Raw genomic sequence first — 14958 nt, forward strand, 5'->3', positions numbered from 1 at the left:
CCGCCTGCGCGTCAGAGATCCGCGACGGCGGGCATGACCTCGTTCGCCACCAGTTCGAGGTGCTCGAGATCGGCGAGATCGAGGACCTGCAGGTAGATGCGCTGCGTCCCGGCCTCGGCGAAGGTGCGGATCTTTTCGATCAACTCCTGCGGCGTGCCCGCGAGTCCGTTCTCCCGCAGTTCGTCGACCTCACGGCCGATCCGTGCCGCGCGACGCGCGATCTCGTCCTCGTCCCGGCCGCAGCACAGCACGAGTGCGTTCGAGTAGGTCAGTTCCTCGGGGTCGCGTCCGGCATCCCGGCAGGCCGAGCGCACCCGCTCGAACAGGACCTTCGTCTCGTCCAGCGACTTGAACGGCACGTTGAACTCGTCGGCGTAGCGCGCCGCCAGTGCCGGCGTGCGCTTCTTGCCTGCGCCGCCCATGACGATCGGTGGGTGGGGACGCTGGTACGGCTTCGGCAGCGCCGGGGAGTTCTCGATCCGCACGTGCTCGCCCTCGTACGAGAACGTCTCGCCCTCGGGGGTGTCCCACAGGCCGGTGATGACCGCGAGGGACTCCTCGAAGCGGTCGAACCGCTCCTTCAGCGTGGGGAAGGGGATGCCGTAGGCGAGATGCTCCTCCTCGAACCAGCCGGCTCCGAATCCGAAGTCGACGCGTCCGCCGCTCATGGCGTCGACCTGCGCGACGGAGATTGCGAGCGGGCCGGGGTACCGGAAGGTCGCCGAGGTGACGAGCGTGCCGAGGCGGATCGTCGACGTGTCGCGGGCGAGACCGGCCAGCGTGATCCATGCGTCCGTCGGTCCGGGCAGGCCCTCGGCGTTCATGGCCAGGTAGTGGTCGGAGCGGAAGAACGCGCCGTAGCCGAGTCGTTCCGCGGTCTGTGCGACGGCGAGGAGGTCGTCGTAGGTGGCGCCCTGCTGGGGTTCGGTGAAGATGCGTAATTCCATGACCCGATCATTTCAGCGACGGACCCGGCGCGGGCCATCGGCGGGTGCTTGTCCACTGTGAGATGTCTCGAGTGTGATTCCCCATGCGTGGATAGGCCTGTTGATGAACCTGTGGAAACTGTGGATAACTCCAGCGGATGGGGTTGATGGGGAGTGTTGTGGAAGACCTACCTGCCCCACCTGCGGAACAGTATCGGTACGACCACACCCACATCCGTTCACGCCGCGTGCCACTATTGAGACGTGAGCTTTTCCGACGTGCCCACCGTGTCGGTCGACCTGGTACCCGAACTCGGCGACGAGGTCGTCCTCCTCGACGTCCGCGAGGACGACGAATGGGAACTCGGACACGCCCCCGGCGCGCTGCACATTCCGCTCGCCGACGTGCCCGCCCACATCGAGGAACTCGACCCCGACGCCGAGATCTACGTGATCTGCAGGCAGGGCGGCCGCTCCCTCGGAGCGGTCGAGTACCTGGCCCGCATCGGGTACGAGACCTTCCAGGTCGCGGGCGGCATGGTGGCGTGGCAGAAGCACGGACTCCCGCTCGTCTCCGAGCGCGACGAACCGGCAAAGATCTATTGATGTCGGCCTATCAGATCTGTGTGCGCTGTGAGAATCGCTGGCCGGTGACATATCAGCCGCGGCAGTGGTGCCCGGCCTGCCGCGGTGTGCTGCTCTCACCCGTCGCCCCCGACGGGACGGTTCCTCCGTCGCGCCGTAACTTCCGCTGGGTCGCGCGACCCGCGGGTGGTGCTCCGACGACCGAACCGACGTCGCCTGCGCACGGGTGTCCGGCTCCCGAGACCCCGTCCTATCGTGAGATGCCCCGCTGGGGACTGCTCGATCCGCTCCCGGACGAGGACGTCGAACCCGATCGCGCCGAGACCGCCGCCGACCTCGCGCCGACGCTGCTCGTCGGTACCGCCGTCGTCTTCGGTCTCGCGGCGGTCGCCGAGGCCGTCCGGTACGGAGTGTTGCTGTACAACCGCACCCGTCTCGTCGACCCGCTCGTGCTCGCGTTGTCGGATGCCGCGGTGTGGGCGACCCAGGTGGTCGGGCCGGTCGTGGCGCTGGCCGCGGCGGTCGCATCCGGATTGCGGTTGATCGACCTGCGCCGGCGCATCTACGCCGAGCGTGGTCTCGCCGAGTCGCGGTCGCCGCTGTCCATCCTCGCGGGGCTGGTCGTTCCGGGCCTCAACCTCGCGATGCCCGGTGTCTTCCTCACCGAGATCGCCGACCGCGACCCGCGGTTGCTCCGCGCGATCCGCACCTGGTGGGTGCTGTGGGTGGTCAACGGTGTGCTCATGGTGGCGCTGCTCGCGTGGCGTCAGCGCGACACCCTGCAGGCCCGCGCCGACGGCGTCCTGCTCACCGCCGTCCTCGCGGCGCTCGGGACGGTCGTCGCGCTGTCGACCCTGCACGTCCTGCGCCTGTTCGACGACGCCGACCTGTGGGGACGGCCGCTGCGCCGTCGCCGCTTCACCCACGCGGCAGGTCCGGCCTCGTCGCCGATCGCGCCCATCGTCCCCGCCGCCGTGCGCGAGCAGGAACAGGCCCGCGAAGAACAGGACGACGCTCCGGAATCGGCCGGAGAACGAGCGGACGACGAGGAGCGCGTTGAGGCGGTGGCGCCGTGACCCGCAGCGCGCATCCCCGGGTCGTCGCGCATCGCGGTGCGTCCGCCGCCCTCCCGGAACACACGATCGGCGCCTACGAGCTCGCGTTGAAGGAAGGTGCCGACGGCGTCGAATGCGACGTGCGGCTCACCCGCGACGGTCACCTCGTGTGCGTGCACGACCGCACGATCGACCGCACCTCGAACGGCACCGGTGTCGTCAGCGAGATGACCCTCGACGAGCTCGCGCAGTACGACTACGGACGCCCCGGCGAGCCCGCCGACCTGCTCACGCTGCGGCAACTGCTCGAACTCGTCATGGACTTCACGAGTGTCCCGGTGAAGGTCTTCGTCGAGACCAAGCATCCCGTCCGCTACGGCGGTCTCGTGGAGAGCAAACTGCTCGCCGAACTGGCCCGCTTCGGTCTCGCGACCCCGGCATCGGCCGATTTCTCCCGGGTGGTGGTGATGTCGTTCGCGGCGGGGGCCGTCTGGCGCATCCGCCGGGCCGCGCCGCTGCTACCCACCGTGTTGCTGGGGGAGACCTCGCGCTACCTGCGCGGCAGTGCCGCGACCACCGTCGGCGCGACCGCTGTCGGTCCGTCGATCGCGACGCTGCGCGAGCACCGCGATCTCGTCGACCGGGCTGCGCTGTCGGGCCGGGCCACCTACTGCTGGACCGTCGACGACCCCGCCGACGTCGAACTGTGCCGCGAGCTGGGCGTCGAGTGGGTCGCCACCAACCATCCCGGGCGCACCAAGCTGCAGCTCGACGCCGCCTTCGATCGGTGAGCACCCCCACCCGGTCCCGCGACCTCGACATCGCGACACGGGTCGCCGTGTAGTTTGACGCCGTGGCCAAGAAGAGCAAGAGAAACAGCGGACCCAAGCCCGGCAGCAACCGCGCCGCGAAGCTCGAGCAGCGCCGACTCGAGCGGGAAACAGCGGCCGCCGCGACGTCCCGGCCCTTCGAAGGACTCGCCTTCGAATGCGATCTCGTGGCACTGCGCGAGTTCGTGCCGTCGGCCCTCGCGGAGCTGCCCGCAGCCGAGGACGGCCGTCGCGTCGTGGGTGCGACCATCCTCCCCGGCGGGGTAGCGGCCCTGGTCCGCGAGGAGAACGGTGAGCCGGTCGCGTACGTCGGCCTGCAGCTCGCCGCCGGCTTCGGCCCGGACCCGGCGGGTGAACTGGCCGCGGCCCTGCACTGGGCGCACACGGCCGAGCCGGGCTCGTCGCTGCAGGTCGCGAGCGTCGACGACGACACCCCGCCGTTGGCCGAGCTGATCGACTCGGCAGCCGTGCCGGCGATCACCGTCCACAACGACTTCGACTGGTGGATCCCGGCCGGTGTCGAACCGAGCGCCGAGATCGCGCACACCGTCAAGCACGCGAACGAAGCCGTGCTGCCGTCCGCGCGTCTCGAAGGCGACGGTCTCCGCGGCGCGTGGTGGGTCGATCCGGGCGAGAAGGCGCACCTGCGCTGGGTGCGCCCCGAGGACGAGGACGCGCTGATGGCGGCGCTGTCGCGCGTGCACGCGGCGGGCGGTCTGCACCTCGGTGAGGGATCGCGGTTCGCTGGTTCGTTCCGCACCCACGGTCTGCTGGTGCCGGTCTTCGACCTCGACCGCGAGAAGCACCCCGACGAATGGGTCACCCCGACCATCGAGTTCGGGCAGCGCCTCGACGAGGCCCTCGCCGTGGACGAACCGCTCACCGCCGCCGAGCGCCGGTCGCGCGACGGCCTGCGCAGCCGCCAGGTCACCCTGCGCTGACCCGCTCACGACAGCACGAAGGCCACCTCCTGCGGGAGGTGGCCTTCGTCGTTCCGGGTGGGCTGTCCCCGGATGGAGGAACGATCAGATGGCGCCGCCGGCGGCGAGCGGGGCATTGCCGCGCGGCTCGCGCACCTTCGAGTTGAGCTCGCGGGCCACGAAGTCCTCGAGGTTGAAGAGGTTGGAACCGGCACGGTCGGCCACGGTCAACAGGGTCGTCATCGTCGCAACCTCCTCGACCTGTTCCTGCAGGAACCACTGCATGAACTGCTCGCCGAGATAGTCGCCCTCGTCGCGCGCGGTGCGGGCGAGCTCGACGATCTGGTCGGTGACCTTCTTCTCCTGGGCGAGGGCCAGCGCGATCGGCTCGCGGGCATCCTCGAACATCGACTGCACCGCGTCGACGCCGGTGAGGTCGACGGCCATGTCGCGGTCCAGGAAGTACTGGACGATCATCATGGCGTGGTTGCGCTCCTCGACGGCCTGCGCGTAGAAGTGCTTCGCCAGCTGCGGGAGATCGGTGTTGTCGTAGAAGACCGCGATGGCGATGTACTGATGCGACGCCGTGAACTCGTGGCGGATCTGGTCGTGCAGCAGCGTGTGGAACTTGGTCTTGGTCATGTCGCCCATCGTCGTCATGATCACGACGTTAGTGCAGGTCAACACGCTTTTCATCCAAGCCTTGGCTACCCTTGGGCAACGCAGCATCGGCTACCCTACGGAAAATTCGGACAGCCTTCCCCAAGATCGACGACGATTCGCGGCGTCCGTCAGGGGACCGGAGCGAGCAGTTCCGGCGGGATCGGGTCGCCCTCCGAGATGGCTCCGAAGAACGGCACGGCGCGCTCACGATCCCACAGCAAGACGTTGCCGATGCCGTAGACGTCGTCGAATCCGCCCACCGGAACCGTCGTGGTGACCGTCTCGCCGCGCATCGCCCACGCGAGTCGTGCGAGGTTCCACAGGTGGTCGCCGTCGTCGACCCGCAGCGACCCGGCCGCACCCGACATCAGCGACCATGCCCGGAAGGGGTTCAGGAAGGTGCCGGGACTGGTGGCCTTGCTCAGCAGCGCCGACAGGAACAGGCGCTGGTTGTTCATCCGGTCCAGGTCGGCGAGCGGGGTGGCGCGGGTGCGCACGAAGCCCAGGGCCTGCGCTCCGTTGAGCTCCTGGCATCCCGGTTCGAGCCTGAGTCCGGCGAGGGGGTCGTCGATCGGATAGGGCACGCAGATGTCGACCCCGCCGACCGCGTCGACGATCGACGCGAACCCGCCGAAGCCGATCTCGGCGTAGTGGTCGATGTGCACGCCCGTGGCGCCCTCGACCGTCTGCACGAGCAGTTGCGGTCCGCCCAACGCGAACGACGCGTTGAGCTTGTCCTGGCCGAAGCCCGGGACGCTCACGTAGGAATCGCGGGGCAGCGAGACCATCGTCGTGGCGCCCCCACCGGGCGGGATGTGGACGAGCAGCACCGTGTCGGTGCGGTCGGCGCCGACCTCCCCGCCGGTCGCGAGTTCCTGTTCCTGCTCGGGGGTGAGGCCCACGCGGCTGTCGGAGCCGACGAGCAGCCAGTTCGTGCCGGGGGTGTCGCCGACCCGGCCGTCGTAATCGGCGAGCGCATCGACGCGCGCGAGTGTGCCGTCGAGGTAGACCATGCTCGCGCCCATCGCGACGACGAGCACCACCAGGACGATCGCGAGTCGCCGCAGGATGCGCCGGGCACCGAGCGGGCGGCGTGGTGCCGGTCGTGAGGGCGGGCCCGGTCGTGAAGGCGGTGCCGCAGGGCGTCGCGGGGGTGCGGGCGGTGGTGTGTTCCCGCGGGGCGGGCGACGGTTCGGGGCGGGGTCGGCGATCCGTTCGGGTCGCTGCGTCGGTGCCCAGTCGCGTCGTTGCTGCGGGGGCGGTTGCTGCCGGTCCTGCCGCGGAGCGGGCCGGTAGTTCGGGGCGGGTGCCTGCGACCACGCCTGCGGTGACTGCGGTCGTCCGTCGCGCCGGAGCACCTGGGTGCCCTCGGGGGACGGCGGGGGGCCGCCGCGACGCTGTGACGGAGGAGCGCCCCGTCGCTGTGACGGAGGAGCGCCCCGTCGCTGTGACGGAGGAGCGCCCCGTCGCTGCGGTGGCACCTCGCGCTGCGGGTTCGGCGGTACTGCCCGCCGGGCAGGAGGGCCCTGCGGGGGAAGTCCCTGCGGAGGCCGCGGCCGGTTCCGAGGGTCGCGAGGGTCGCCGTTCACCCGGACAACTCTACGTTCAGGGCAGCCAGGAGACGTGGCCTCTCAGTGCTTGGTAGCCCACGAAGGCGATGGTGTCGATGAGCGCGTGGGCGATCACGAGCGGCCACAACCGGCCGGTGCGCTGCCAGTAGCGCCCGAAGACCAGGCCCATGACGACGTTGCCGAACCCGCCGCCGACGCCCTGGTAGAGGTGGTAGCTGCCGCGCAGCAGGGCGGAGGCGAGCAACGACGAATTCTCCGACCAGCCGAGCTGCCGCAGGCGGGTGAGGAGATAGGCGACGACCAGGATCTCCTCCGCCCCGGAGTTGGCGATCGCCCACAGCACCTCGGTGGGCAGTCGCCACCAGTAGTCCTCGAGCAGGCTCGGCGCGACCGTCAGGTTCAGGCCGGCGGCCCGCGCCACCAGGTACAGCACCAGTCCGGGGAGTCCGATCAGGGCGGCCAGCCCCAGGCCGGGCAGCAGGTCCCGGCGCAGACCGGGTCGGGCGAGGCCCGCGAGTCGCGGTCCGACACCGCTGCGCCAGAGCAGGTACAGGCCGAGGGCACCCCAGGCGAGCAGGCGCACGATGCCGAGGAGTTGGCGGGCGAGATCGATGAACCCCTGCGACGAGCGTGGCGTGTTGAGGGCGACGGTCTGATCCGACAGCGGTTCTGGTGCCAGCGCCGCCTCGGCCAGCGACAGGATCGACGAGATCCCGCTCAGGCCGAAGGTGACGAGCAGGACGATGGTGATCTCGATCCACAGCGCGCGGCGCTCGGTGGGGTCGAGGGGCGGCTCGGGGTTGCGGGATGCGGGCCGCAGCCAGTCGCGAAGGGTCGTCACCGGAGCGATTGTGCCGGACCCTGCGTGGCCGGTCCTTTCGCCGCGGAGAGGCGCCCCACCGGTTCGCGGTGATGTGTCCAATTTGACAGCGGTCCATGTGACCCATCACACTTCACATCGCCCGACCGATCGATCGCTCGGGTGCGGATAGGGGCCTTGGGGCCGAGGGGAATCTGCGACCCGGAAGTAGGGACATGAACATCGAAACGCCTGAGAAGAATTCTGTTGCAACAACTTCGGTGACTCTCGCATCGAAGAAGAAGTCTCTTCTCGCCAGCTCCGTGGGCAACATCCTCGAGTGGTACGAGTGGAGCGCCTACGCTGTGTTCGCTCCGTTCATCGCCGCAGCGATGTTCAACAGCGACAATCCGGTCTCGGCATTGCTGTCCACACTCGCGGTCTTCGCCGTCGGATTCCTGATGCGACCGCTCGGTGGCATCGTGTTCGGCCGCATCGCCGACAAGCGCGGCCGCAAGTTCGTGCTCGTCACGACCATGCTCATGATGGCCGGTGGCAGCCTCGTCATCGGGCTCATGCCCACCTACTCGTCGATCGGCGTGTGGGCGTCGGTGCTCCTGCTGCTCGCCCGCGTGGTGCAGGGCTTCGCGCACGGTGGCGAGTCGGCGACCGCCTACTCGTACGTCAGCGAGATCGCGCCGCCGCATCGCCGCGGCATGTGGGGCAGCGTCGCCTTCGTCGCGATCTTCGGTGGTTCCGTGTTGGCGTACACGATCGGCGGAGCGGTCACCTCGACGCTCTCCGAGAGCGCCGTGGGCGAGTGGGGATGGCGCGTGCCGTTCCTCCTCGGCTTCTTCCTGGCGCTGTTCGCCCTCTATCTGCGACGCAGCATGGAGGAGAGCGAGGTCTTCGACCAGCAGGAGACCCGGGTCGACGAACCGCGCATCCCGCGCAAGGTGGTCGTGCGTGCGATCCTGCTGATGATCGGCATGACCTCGGGTGTCACGGCGGCGCACTACACGTGGACCTCGTACGTCTCGACGTACGCGATCACGCAGAAGGGCATGGACGCCGACACCGCCTACTGGATGCTCGTCATCGCCCAGGTCATCGCGCTGGTCTCGCTGCCCTTCTGGGGTCTGCTCTCCGACCGGATCGGCCGGCGCCCGATGCTCGGCGGCTTCGCGGTCCTCATGTTCGCGCTGCAGATCCCGCTGACGTCGATGATCACGTCGGCCGGGTGGACGCTGCTCGTGTCGACCACTCTCGCCCTGCTCATCGTGTCGATCCCTGGTGCGATCCTGTCGTGCACCCTGTCGGAGAGCTTCCCGACCCGCCTGCGTACCCAGGCCATCGGCTTTGCCTACTCCTTCTCGGTGGCGGTCTTCGGTGGCACCGCGCCCTACCTGAATCAGCTGCTCACCGGCTGGGACATCGGCTGGGTCTTCGGGGTCTACATCATGGTGCTGTGCGTCGCGACCGGCATCGCTGCGCTGATCATGAAGGAAACGAAGGGTATCGACCTGCAGAAGGTCTGATCGTTCGGATGATCCCTGCCGCCGCGTACCGCTCAGGTGCGCGGCGGCAGTCCGTTGCGGAAGGGGCAGCCGACGAGCAGGCGCAGCGCGCGGCTCAGGGCGGCGGGATCGTCGACCGGTTCGTGGAAGGGGATCCGCACGTCGTGGTCGTCGCCTTCGGACTCGACGCGTAGCCGCAGTCCGTAGCGGTCGAGGCCCAGGGGGCGGATTCGTCCGCCGCGGTGCGCGGGCGGGATGCGTCGCGCGATCTGCCGCACGATGTCGGCGTGGTCCTCTTCGAGGTGCTGGAGCCACCCGGTCTCGAGTGCGGCGAACGGGTCGGGAGCGGCGTCGAGGACGTCGGCGACGTCGACGGCCTCGGCCCCGGTGGTGTCGGCGGCGACGACGGAGTCGAGCGTCAGACACAGCAGTTCGGAGCGGTGTCCGACGTCGAGGAGTTCGGGATGCGGCAGGATCTCCGCGATCTCGGCGGCGACCCGGCGCGGATGCTCCACGGGACGCAGGGTGCCGCTGAGCCAGATGAGCGACCGGACCGGATTGCGCAGGGCGATCGGGGAGTGGTCGGTGAGCTCGAGCATGGCGGGGATGCCTGCGCTGCCGGACTGCCAGGCGAGTGCGACGGGGAGGCTGTCCTCGGCGACGACCACCGCGACCTGCCCGTCGTCGAGGAGATGATGAACCGAGGTGGGGAGTGGATCGCAGCCGTCGATCGCGAGCTGCGTCGTGTCGGCGCGGATGAGGGCGGTGCGTACGCGTTCGGCCGTGGTCGGCGCGGGGATGACGGATGTGGTGGTCTGCATGCCAACCCTCCTTCTCGATGTAGGTGAGGCAAACCTAAGTCATTGTGATCGCGGTCGCAAGTGGTCCGTCGGTAGCCTGGATCGGTGCCGATCCCACTTCCCCTCGGAATGCCGCCGTCCCGCGACGAGCCCCGCGGACTGCTCGACGCGCTGCTCACACACCGGCACGACAGCCTCACCGACGCCCTCGCCGCGACCGGCCGCACGCTCGCCCCGCCGATCGTCCCGGCCGCTGCCGTCACCGGATCACCCACCCGCGAACTTGTCGTCGAGCTCGACGCCTCGGCCGAACTCCCCTCGCCCGCCGGGTGGCGTCCGGTCCGGTATCAGGTCGACTGCACGGTCGAGGACCTCGAGGACGTTCTCGCGATCACCGCGCCGGCACCGCTGGTCGTCTACCCGCACGTGCCCGACGCCGCGCTCGCCGACGCCGCCCGCGCGCTCACCGAGGCCGGTCACATCCCCGGCCTGACCGCAGGTCGCGGGGGCGACGCCGTCGCCGACTTCCTCTCCGTCCTCGCTCACGCCGACACCGGTTACGCCGCCCGCGCGACCGGCACCGACGACGTCGTCGCCCTACTCTCCGCCACCGTCGCGGCGCTGAGCGGTTTCGACGTCCGCGAAGCCCTCGGGACTCCCGACGTGGCCCGGCTCCGGCGACTCGTACCGGAGGCCGCCGCGGCGGTGCGGGAGATCCTGCTGGTCGTCGAGGTCGACGACACAGACGCCGTCGTCCGGGAGCTCGAGGCGCTCGACCTCACCACCGGCTGACACGGGCCACCGCTCGGGTGCGGTTCACGCAGAGTCCGCCTTCCCGTCACGACCGATGCGTAACCTCGTACACGTGCCACGTATCGCCTATTTCGGACCCTCGGGAACGTTCACCGAGATGGCCCTCGACCGCTTCGAGAGCCTCGGTGCGCTCGACGTGCTCGGCGACGAGTCCGCCGACGTCGAGCGCGTCTCGGCCGCCGGCCCGCCCGCTGCCCTGCAACTCCTGCGCGACGGGAAGGTCGACGGTGCCGTCGTCCCCATCGAGAGTTCCGTCGAGGGTTCGGTGCCGCCCACGATGGACGCCCTCGCTCTCGGGCCGCGCCTGCAGATCGTGTCCGAGGTCGAACTCGACATCGCGTTCACGGTGGTCACCCGCGAAGGGATCACCCGCGATCAGGTCCGCACGATCGGTGCCTATCCGGTGGCCGCGGCGCAGGTGCGTCGCTGGATCGAGGACCACCTGCCCGACGCCGAGGTCGTGACCGCGGCCTCCAACGCGGGAGCCGCCGAGGACGTCGCGTCCGGCAAGGTCGACGCGGCGGTGTCCACGGCGCTCGCCGGACAGCGGCTCGGCCTGTCCGTCCTCGCCGACAAGGTCGCCGACTTCGAGGGCGCCCGCACCCGCTTCGTGCTCATCACGCGGCCGCGGCCCGTGCCGAAGCGCACCGGTGTCGACCGCACCTCGGTGGTGCTGCAACTCCCCAACGAGCCCGGCTCGCTGGTGCGCGCCATCACCGAGTTCTCCACGCGCGGAATCGATCTGTCGCGCATCGAGTCCCGGCCGACACGCAGGGAATACGGCACCTACTTCTTCCACTTGGACTGTGTGGGTCACATCGACGACGCGCTGGTCGCCGAGGCGCTGCAGGGACTGTACCGCTTCGCGCAGGTGCGCTTCCTCGGATCGTGGCCCGCTGTGTCCGAACACGGTGTCCCACCCGTGTCGGACGACGAGGATGCGCGGTGGCTCGACCGACTGCGGCGCGGAGAGGACTGACGGTGAGCGGCAGATTGATCCTGGCCCGGCACGGCCAGACGGTGGCGAACGTCGCCCGGAGGCTCGACACGAAACTTCCCGGGGCGGAGCTCACCGAGCTCGGCGTCGAACAGGCCCGCACGCTCGGGAAGAACCTCGTCGAGCGGACGCCGTCGCTGCTCGTCGCGTCGCAGGCGCTCCGCGCTCGGCAGACGGCCGAGCACGCGGCACCGGCGGTGTCGCTCGACGCGGTCGTCCGCGAGGGCGTGCACGAGGTGCAGGTCGGCGAGCTCGAGGACCGCAGCGACGAGGAGTCGCACAAGCTGTTCATGAAGGTCTACGAGGAATGGCACAACGGCGACCTGCGGGCGCGGGTCCCGGGCGGTGAGTCGGCGATCGACGTGCTCGACCGGTACCTGCCCGTCCTCGAGTCGCTGCGCAGCGACTATCTCGACGCCGGTTCGGGCGACGTCGTGGTCGTCAGTCACGGCGCCGCCATTCGACTCGTCGCCGCCTATCTGGGGAAGGTGCCGTCCGGCTTCGCCATCACCAACCACCTGGCCAACACCGAGACGGTCGAGCTGGTGCCGGTGGCCGGCGGTGGTTGGGAGTGCGCGCGCTGGGGGACCTTCTTCGCGCCCTTCCACGACACCGCGCGCGGTGGTGCCGACGACCCGATGGGGTGATACCGCCCACCTTTCGATCCTTCGAGCGCAAAACGTACGGGTATCCTCGGGGCGTCCGTATGAAGTAGCGATCGGTAGGTAGGTGCGGTTTCATGGGTGCTTCGAGCGACGGGGCCGACACCCTCACCAACGGTGAGGCGATCCCGGACTGGCGCATCCTCGAACCGATGCAGCTCAGTCCCATCCTCACCGCTGCCCTCGACGCCTTCTACGAGACCGGCTTCCACGGCACCTCGGTGCGGGAAATCGCGCGCCGCGTCGGCGTCACCGTCCCGGCGCTCTACTACCACCACGAGAACAAGGAAGGGCTGCTCATCGCCCTTCTCGAGCTCTCGACCAGCGACGTGCTCTCCCGAGCCCACGCCGCCGCCGAGGACGCCGACGGCGACCCGGTGCGCAGGCTGTCCAACGTCATCGAGGCGATCGTTCTGCGTATGACCCTGCGGGCCCGCCTCGCCGCGCTCGAGGGTGAGGCCCGCTACCTGAGCCCCGAGAACCGCCAGCGCTACCGTGCGGTGCGAAAGGGCGTCGAGCAGCTGGTGCGCCAGATCGTCGAAGAGGGCGTCGCCGCGGGCGTGTTCGACGTGGACGATCCCGCCGAGACCACGCGTGCACTGCTCGGCATGTGCCAGTCGATCCCGCGCTGGTACCACGCGGAAGGCACGCTCAGCCCCGAGGCCGTCGCGCAGAAGTACGTCGGTATCGCGCTCAAGACCGTCGGGGTCTGACGGCCGGATCCGGTGTCGGTCGAGGTTCGGCGGCGCTCGAATTTCAGCGACGCTCGAACCAGGTGACCTGCGTGCCGTTGCTGAACTCCTCCCGCGCGGTGACGTCGAATCGCGTGGGGACGAAGTTGCCCGACAGTGCCGGGATGCCGTCGCCCGCGAGCACCGGATAGCTCTTGAAGATCAGCCGGTCCATCTCGTCGACCAGTTGCCCTGCGATGTTGCCGCCACCGCAGAGCCAGATGTCGAGCCCCTCTTCCGCCTTCAGCTTTCGGACCAGCTCGACCGGGTCGGTGTCGACGATCCGAACCTGCGGATCGTCGACCGGCGCGAGAGTGCGGGACACGACGTACTGCTGCATGTGGCTGTACGGGCTCGTGAGTCCCAGCGAGAGACCGGGTTCGTAGGCACCGCGCCCCATGATCACCGTGTCCCATTCCTTGTTCGGCGTGTCGACCGGCATGCCGACCTGTTCGCGGAGCGCGGTGGGAACGGCTTCGGGATATCTCGCGCTCATCGCCGCAGCCATGTCGTCGCAGATCGGATAGAAGTCGTACTCCCCGTTCGGGCCGGCGATGTAGCCGTCGAGGGTCACTGCCACGTAGTAGACGAGCTTTCGCATCTTCGACCACCATTCGTAGTACTATGAGTGAAGTGGTTTGAACGTAGTACTACATATGGAGTGGTGTCAAGTGGTTCGCACGAATCCGGAACGGCGACAGGCCTTGTTGGATGCCTCGATCGAGGTGCTGGCGCGCGACGGCGCGCGCGGGCTCACCTTCCGCGCGGTGGACAAGGAGGCCGGGGTCCCGACGGGGACGGCGTCGAACTACTTCGCCAACCGCGACGACCTGCTCGTGCAGGTGGGTCACCGCTACTATGAGCGGCTCCTGCCCGCCGACGAGGTCATGGCGCAGTCGCAGGCGCCGCAGACCCGCGAATCCATGATCGAGCTGATGACGGAGGTCGTCGACCGGCTCGTCCGGTTCCGCGCCGGCTATCTCGCGCTCCTCGAACTACGTCTCGAAGCCACCCGGCGGCCCGAACTGCAGGCCCTGCTCACCGAGCGGGTGCGCGCCGACCTGGATTTCAACATCGCCAACTACCGGCACTCCGGCCTGCCGGGCGGTGAGGACGCCGTCGTGCTGCTCTATCTCGCGTTGAACTGGCTGGTGCTCGACCGGCTCACCCTCCCCGGGATCGTCGACGAGGACCGTGTCGCCGAACTGGTGCGGGCGGCCGTCGAACGCGTGATCCCCGACTCCTGAAACGACTTCGGTGGATCCGACCCCGCTCAGCGGGGCCGGATCCACCGGAATCGCCGACGGTTCAGCGACGGAAGTTCGCGGTGCGCTTCTCCTGGAAGGCCGTCACGCCCTCGGTGAAGTCGGCGCTGCCGAGCAGGACGAGCTGCCCTTCGCGCTCGCGGGCGAAGGCATGGTCGAGTTCGGTGAGCGTCGCGTCGTTGATCGCATTCTTCGTCGAGGCGAAGGCGGTCGACGGGCCGTCGGCGAGTCGCTGCACGAGAGTCTCTACCGCACCGTCGAATTCGTCGTCCGCGTAGACGTCCGCAATGAGTCCGGAGGCCAGCGCTTCGCCGGCCGGAAGTCGCTCGGCGAGCAGGGCCATCCTCAGCGCCCGCGCGCGACCGATCGACGCGGCGACGAGCGCGGACGCCCCGCCGTCCGGCATCAGACCGACCCGGGTGAAGGCCAGCAGGAAGTATCCCGACTCCTTTGCGACGGTGAGATCGCATGCCAGAGCGAGCGATACGCCGACACCCGCGGCCGCGCCGTTGATCGCTCCGACGACCGGCCGGGGGAACACCCGGATCGCGGCAACCGCGCGGTTGGCGGCGTCGATCGTGTCGGCGGAGGGCGGAGCGCTCAGGTCACGACCGGAAAGGTCGGCGCCGGAACAGAACGCGCGACCGACGCCGGTGAGCACCGCGACCCGGACGGAGGTATCGTCGGCGTACTTCTCGAACGCATCGGCGATCGCCTCGAGCGTCTCGGTCTTCACGGCGTTCATCCGCGAGGGACGGTTCAGGGTGACGCGCAGGACGCCGTCGTCGACGGTCGTGTCGACACCGGGCAGGTCGTCGGTCATG

The 14958-nt window shown here is 69.3% G+C and carries 17 protein-coding genes; 10 read left to right on the forward strand and 7 right to left on the reverse strand.

From position 1 onward, the window contains the following. Positions 1-11: 11 nt before the first annotated feature. Entirely contained in the window at positions 12-947 is a 936-nt protein-coding gene (locus RBB84_RS21840; RefSeq protein WP_006553399.1) for an LLM class F420-dependent oxidoreductase, read from the reverse strand. A 258-nt stretch (positions 948-1205) separates the two neighbouring features. Between RBB84_RS21840 and RBB84_RS21845 the strand changes: the two genes are divergently transcribed. From RBB84_RS21845 to RBB84_RS21860, 4 genes are all read left to right on the forward strand, one after another. Continuing rightward, the gene (locus RBB84_RS21845; RefSeq protein ID WP_006553400.1) at positions 1206-1532 is read left to right on the forward strand and encodes a rhodanese-like domain-containing protein; all 327 of its coding nucleotides are present in this window, start codon (positions 1206-1208) and stop codon (positions 1530-1532) included. Further along, positions 1532-2587 carry a DUF4328 domain-containing protein gene (locus RBB84_RS21850; protein WP_193902927.1) on the forward strand — a complete coding sequence of 352 codons (1056 nt, stop codon included), beginning with the start codon at positions 1532-1534 and terminating at the stop codon, positions 2585-2587. Before RBB84_RS21845 ends, RBB84_RS21850 begins: the two co-directional genes overlap by 1 nt. Beyond that, positions 2584-3357 carry a glycerophosphodiester phosphodiesterase gene (locus RBB84_RS21855; RefSeq protein WP_016694581.1) on the forward strand — a complete coding sequence of 258 codons (774 nt, stop codon included), beginning with the start codon at positions 2584-2586 and terminating at the stop codon, positions 3355-3357. Before RBB84_RS21850 ends, RBB84_RS21855 begins: the two co-directional genes overlap by 4 nt. A 62-nt stretch (positions 3358-3419) precedes the next feature. Next, complete coding sequence (locus RBB84_RS21860) at positions 3420-4337, forward strand: DUF5926 family protein (RefSeq protein WP_350246831.1); 918 nt, start codon at positions 3420-3422, stop codon at positions 4335-4337. 84 nt (positions 4338-4421) lie between these two features. On the opposite strand, the gene RBB84_RS21865 is transcribed toward RBB84_RS21860, so the two are convergent. The 3 genes from RBB84_RS21865 to RBB84_RS21875 all read right to left on the reverse strand — a co-directional run bounded on the left by RBB84_RS21865 (position 4422) and on the right by RBB84_RS21875 (position 7391). Next, on the reverse strand, positions 4422-4976 hold the full coding sequence (locus RBB84_RS21865; protein ID WP_024102650.1) for a ferritin: 555 nt from the start codon (positions 4974-4976) through the stop codon (positions 4422-4424). Between the two features lie 131 nt (positions 4977-5107). Beyond that, positions 5108-6337 carry an LCP family protein gene (locus RBB84_RS21870; RefSeq protein ID WP_024102651.1) on the reverse strand — a complete coding sequence of 410 codons (1230 nt, stop codon included), beginning with the start codon at positions 6335-6337 and terminating at the stop codon, positions 5108-5110. A gap of 247 nt (positions 6338-6584) precedes the next feature. Continuing rightward, the gene (locus RBB84_RS21875; protein ID WP_006553406.1) at positions 6585-7391 is read right to left on the reverse strand and encodes a CPBP family intramembrane glutamic endopeptidase; all 807 of its coding nucleotides are present in this window, start codon (positions 7389-7391) and stop codon (positions 6585-6587) included. Positions 7392-7585: 194 nt separating this feature from the next. Between RBB84_RS21875 and RBB84_RS21880 the strand changes: the two genes are divergently transcribed. Beyond that, entirely contained in the window at positions 7586-8887 is a 1302-nt protein-coding gene (locus RBB84_RS21880; protein WP_033097859.1) for an MFS transporter, read from the forward strand. A gap of 32 nt (positions 8888-8919) precedes the next feature. On the opposite strand, the gene RBB84_RS21885 is transcribed toward RBB84_RS21880, so the two are convergent. Then, on the reverse strand, positions 8920-9687 hold the full coding sequence (locus tag RBB84_RS21885; protein ID WP_024102653.1) for a DUF2470 domain-containing protein: 768 nt from the start codon (positions 9685-9687) through the stop codon (positions 8920-8922). Positions 9688-9795: 108 nt separating this feature from the next. On the opposite strand from RBB84_RS21885, the gene RBB84_RS21890 reads away from it, so the two are divergent. The 4 genes from RBB84_RS21890 to RBB84_RS21905 all read left to right on the forward strand — a co-directional run bounded on the left by RBB84_RS21890 (position 9796) and on the right by RBB84_RS21905 (position 12851). Beyond that, positions 9796-10458 (forward strand): hypothetical protein, encoded by a 663-nt coding sequence (locus RBB84_RS21890; protein ID WP_350247709.1) that lies wholly within the window; start codon positions 9796-9798, stop codon positions 10456-10458. A 73-nt stretch (positions 10459-10531) separates the two neighbouring features. Further along, a complete protein-coding gene (gene pheA, locus RBB84_RS21895; RefSeq protein WP_350246833.1) occupies positions 10532-11458 on the forward strand; it encodes a prephenate dehydratase in 927 nt (308 codons plus the stop codon). A 2-nt stretch (positions 11459-11460) separates the two neighbouring features. Continuing rightward, positions 11461-12123: a histidine phosphatase family protein gene (locus RBB84_RS21900; protein ID WP_024102656.1), complete on the forward strand. Its 663-nt coding sequence runs from the start codon at positions 11461-11463 to the stop codon at positions 12121-12123. 92 nt (positions 12124-12215) lie between these two features. Beyond that, positions 12216-12851 carry a TetR/AcrR family transcriptional regulator gene (locus tag RBB84_RS21905; RefSeq protein ID WP_006553412.1) on the forward strand — a complete coding sequence of 212 codons (636 nt, stop codon included), beginning with the start codon at positions 12216-12218 and terminating at the stop codon, positions 12849-12851. 43 nt (positions 12852-12894) lie between these two features. Here the strand turns inward: RBB84_RS21905 and RBB84_RS21910 are convergent, their stop codons facing one another. After that, positions 12895-13470 carry a dihydrofolate reductase family protein gene (locus RBB84_RS21910; protein WP_350246835.1) on the reverse strand — a complete coding sequence of 192 codons (576 nt, stop codon included), beginning with the start codon at positions 13468-13470 and terminating at the stop codon, positions 12895-12897. 70 nt (positions 13471-13540) lie between these two features. Between RBB84_RS21910 and RBB84_RS21915 the strand changes: the two genes are divergently transcribed. Continuing rightward, the gene (locus RBB84_RS21915; protein ID WP_060652305.1) at positions 13541-14116 is read left to right on the forward strand and encodes a TetR/AcrR family transcriptional regulator; all 576 of its coding nucleotides are present in this window, start codon (positions 13541-13543) and stop codon (positions 14114-14116) included. Between the two features lie 61 nt (positions 14117-14177). Here the strand turns inward: RBB84_RS21915 and RBB84_RS21920 are convergent, their stop codons facing one another. Then, the gene (locus RBB84_RS21920) at positions 14178-14957 is read right to left on the reverse strand and encodes an enoyl-CoA hydratase (RefSeq protein ID WP_350246837.1); all 780 of its coding nucleotides are present in this window, start codon (positions 14955-14957) and stop codon (positions 14178-14180) included. Between the last annotated feature and the right edge of the window lies 1 nt (position 14958).

Origin of the sequence: Rhodococcus sp. D-6 (assembly GCF_040256695.1) — a bacterium.
GTDB classification, from domain to species: Bacteria; Actinomycetota; Actinomycetes; order Mycobacteriales; family Mycobacteriaceae; genus Rhodococcus; species Rhodococcus pyridinivorans.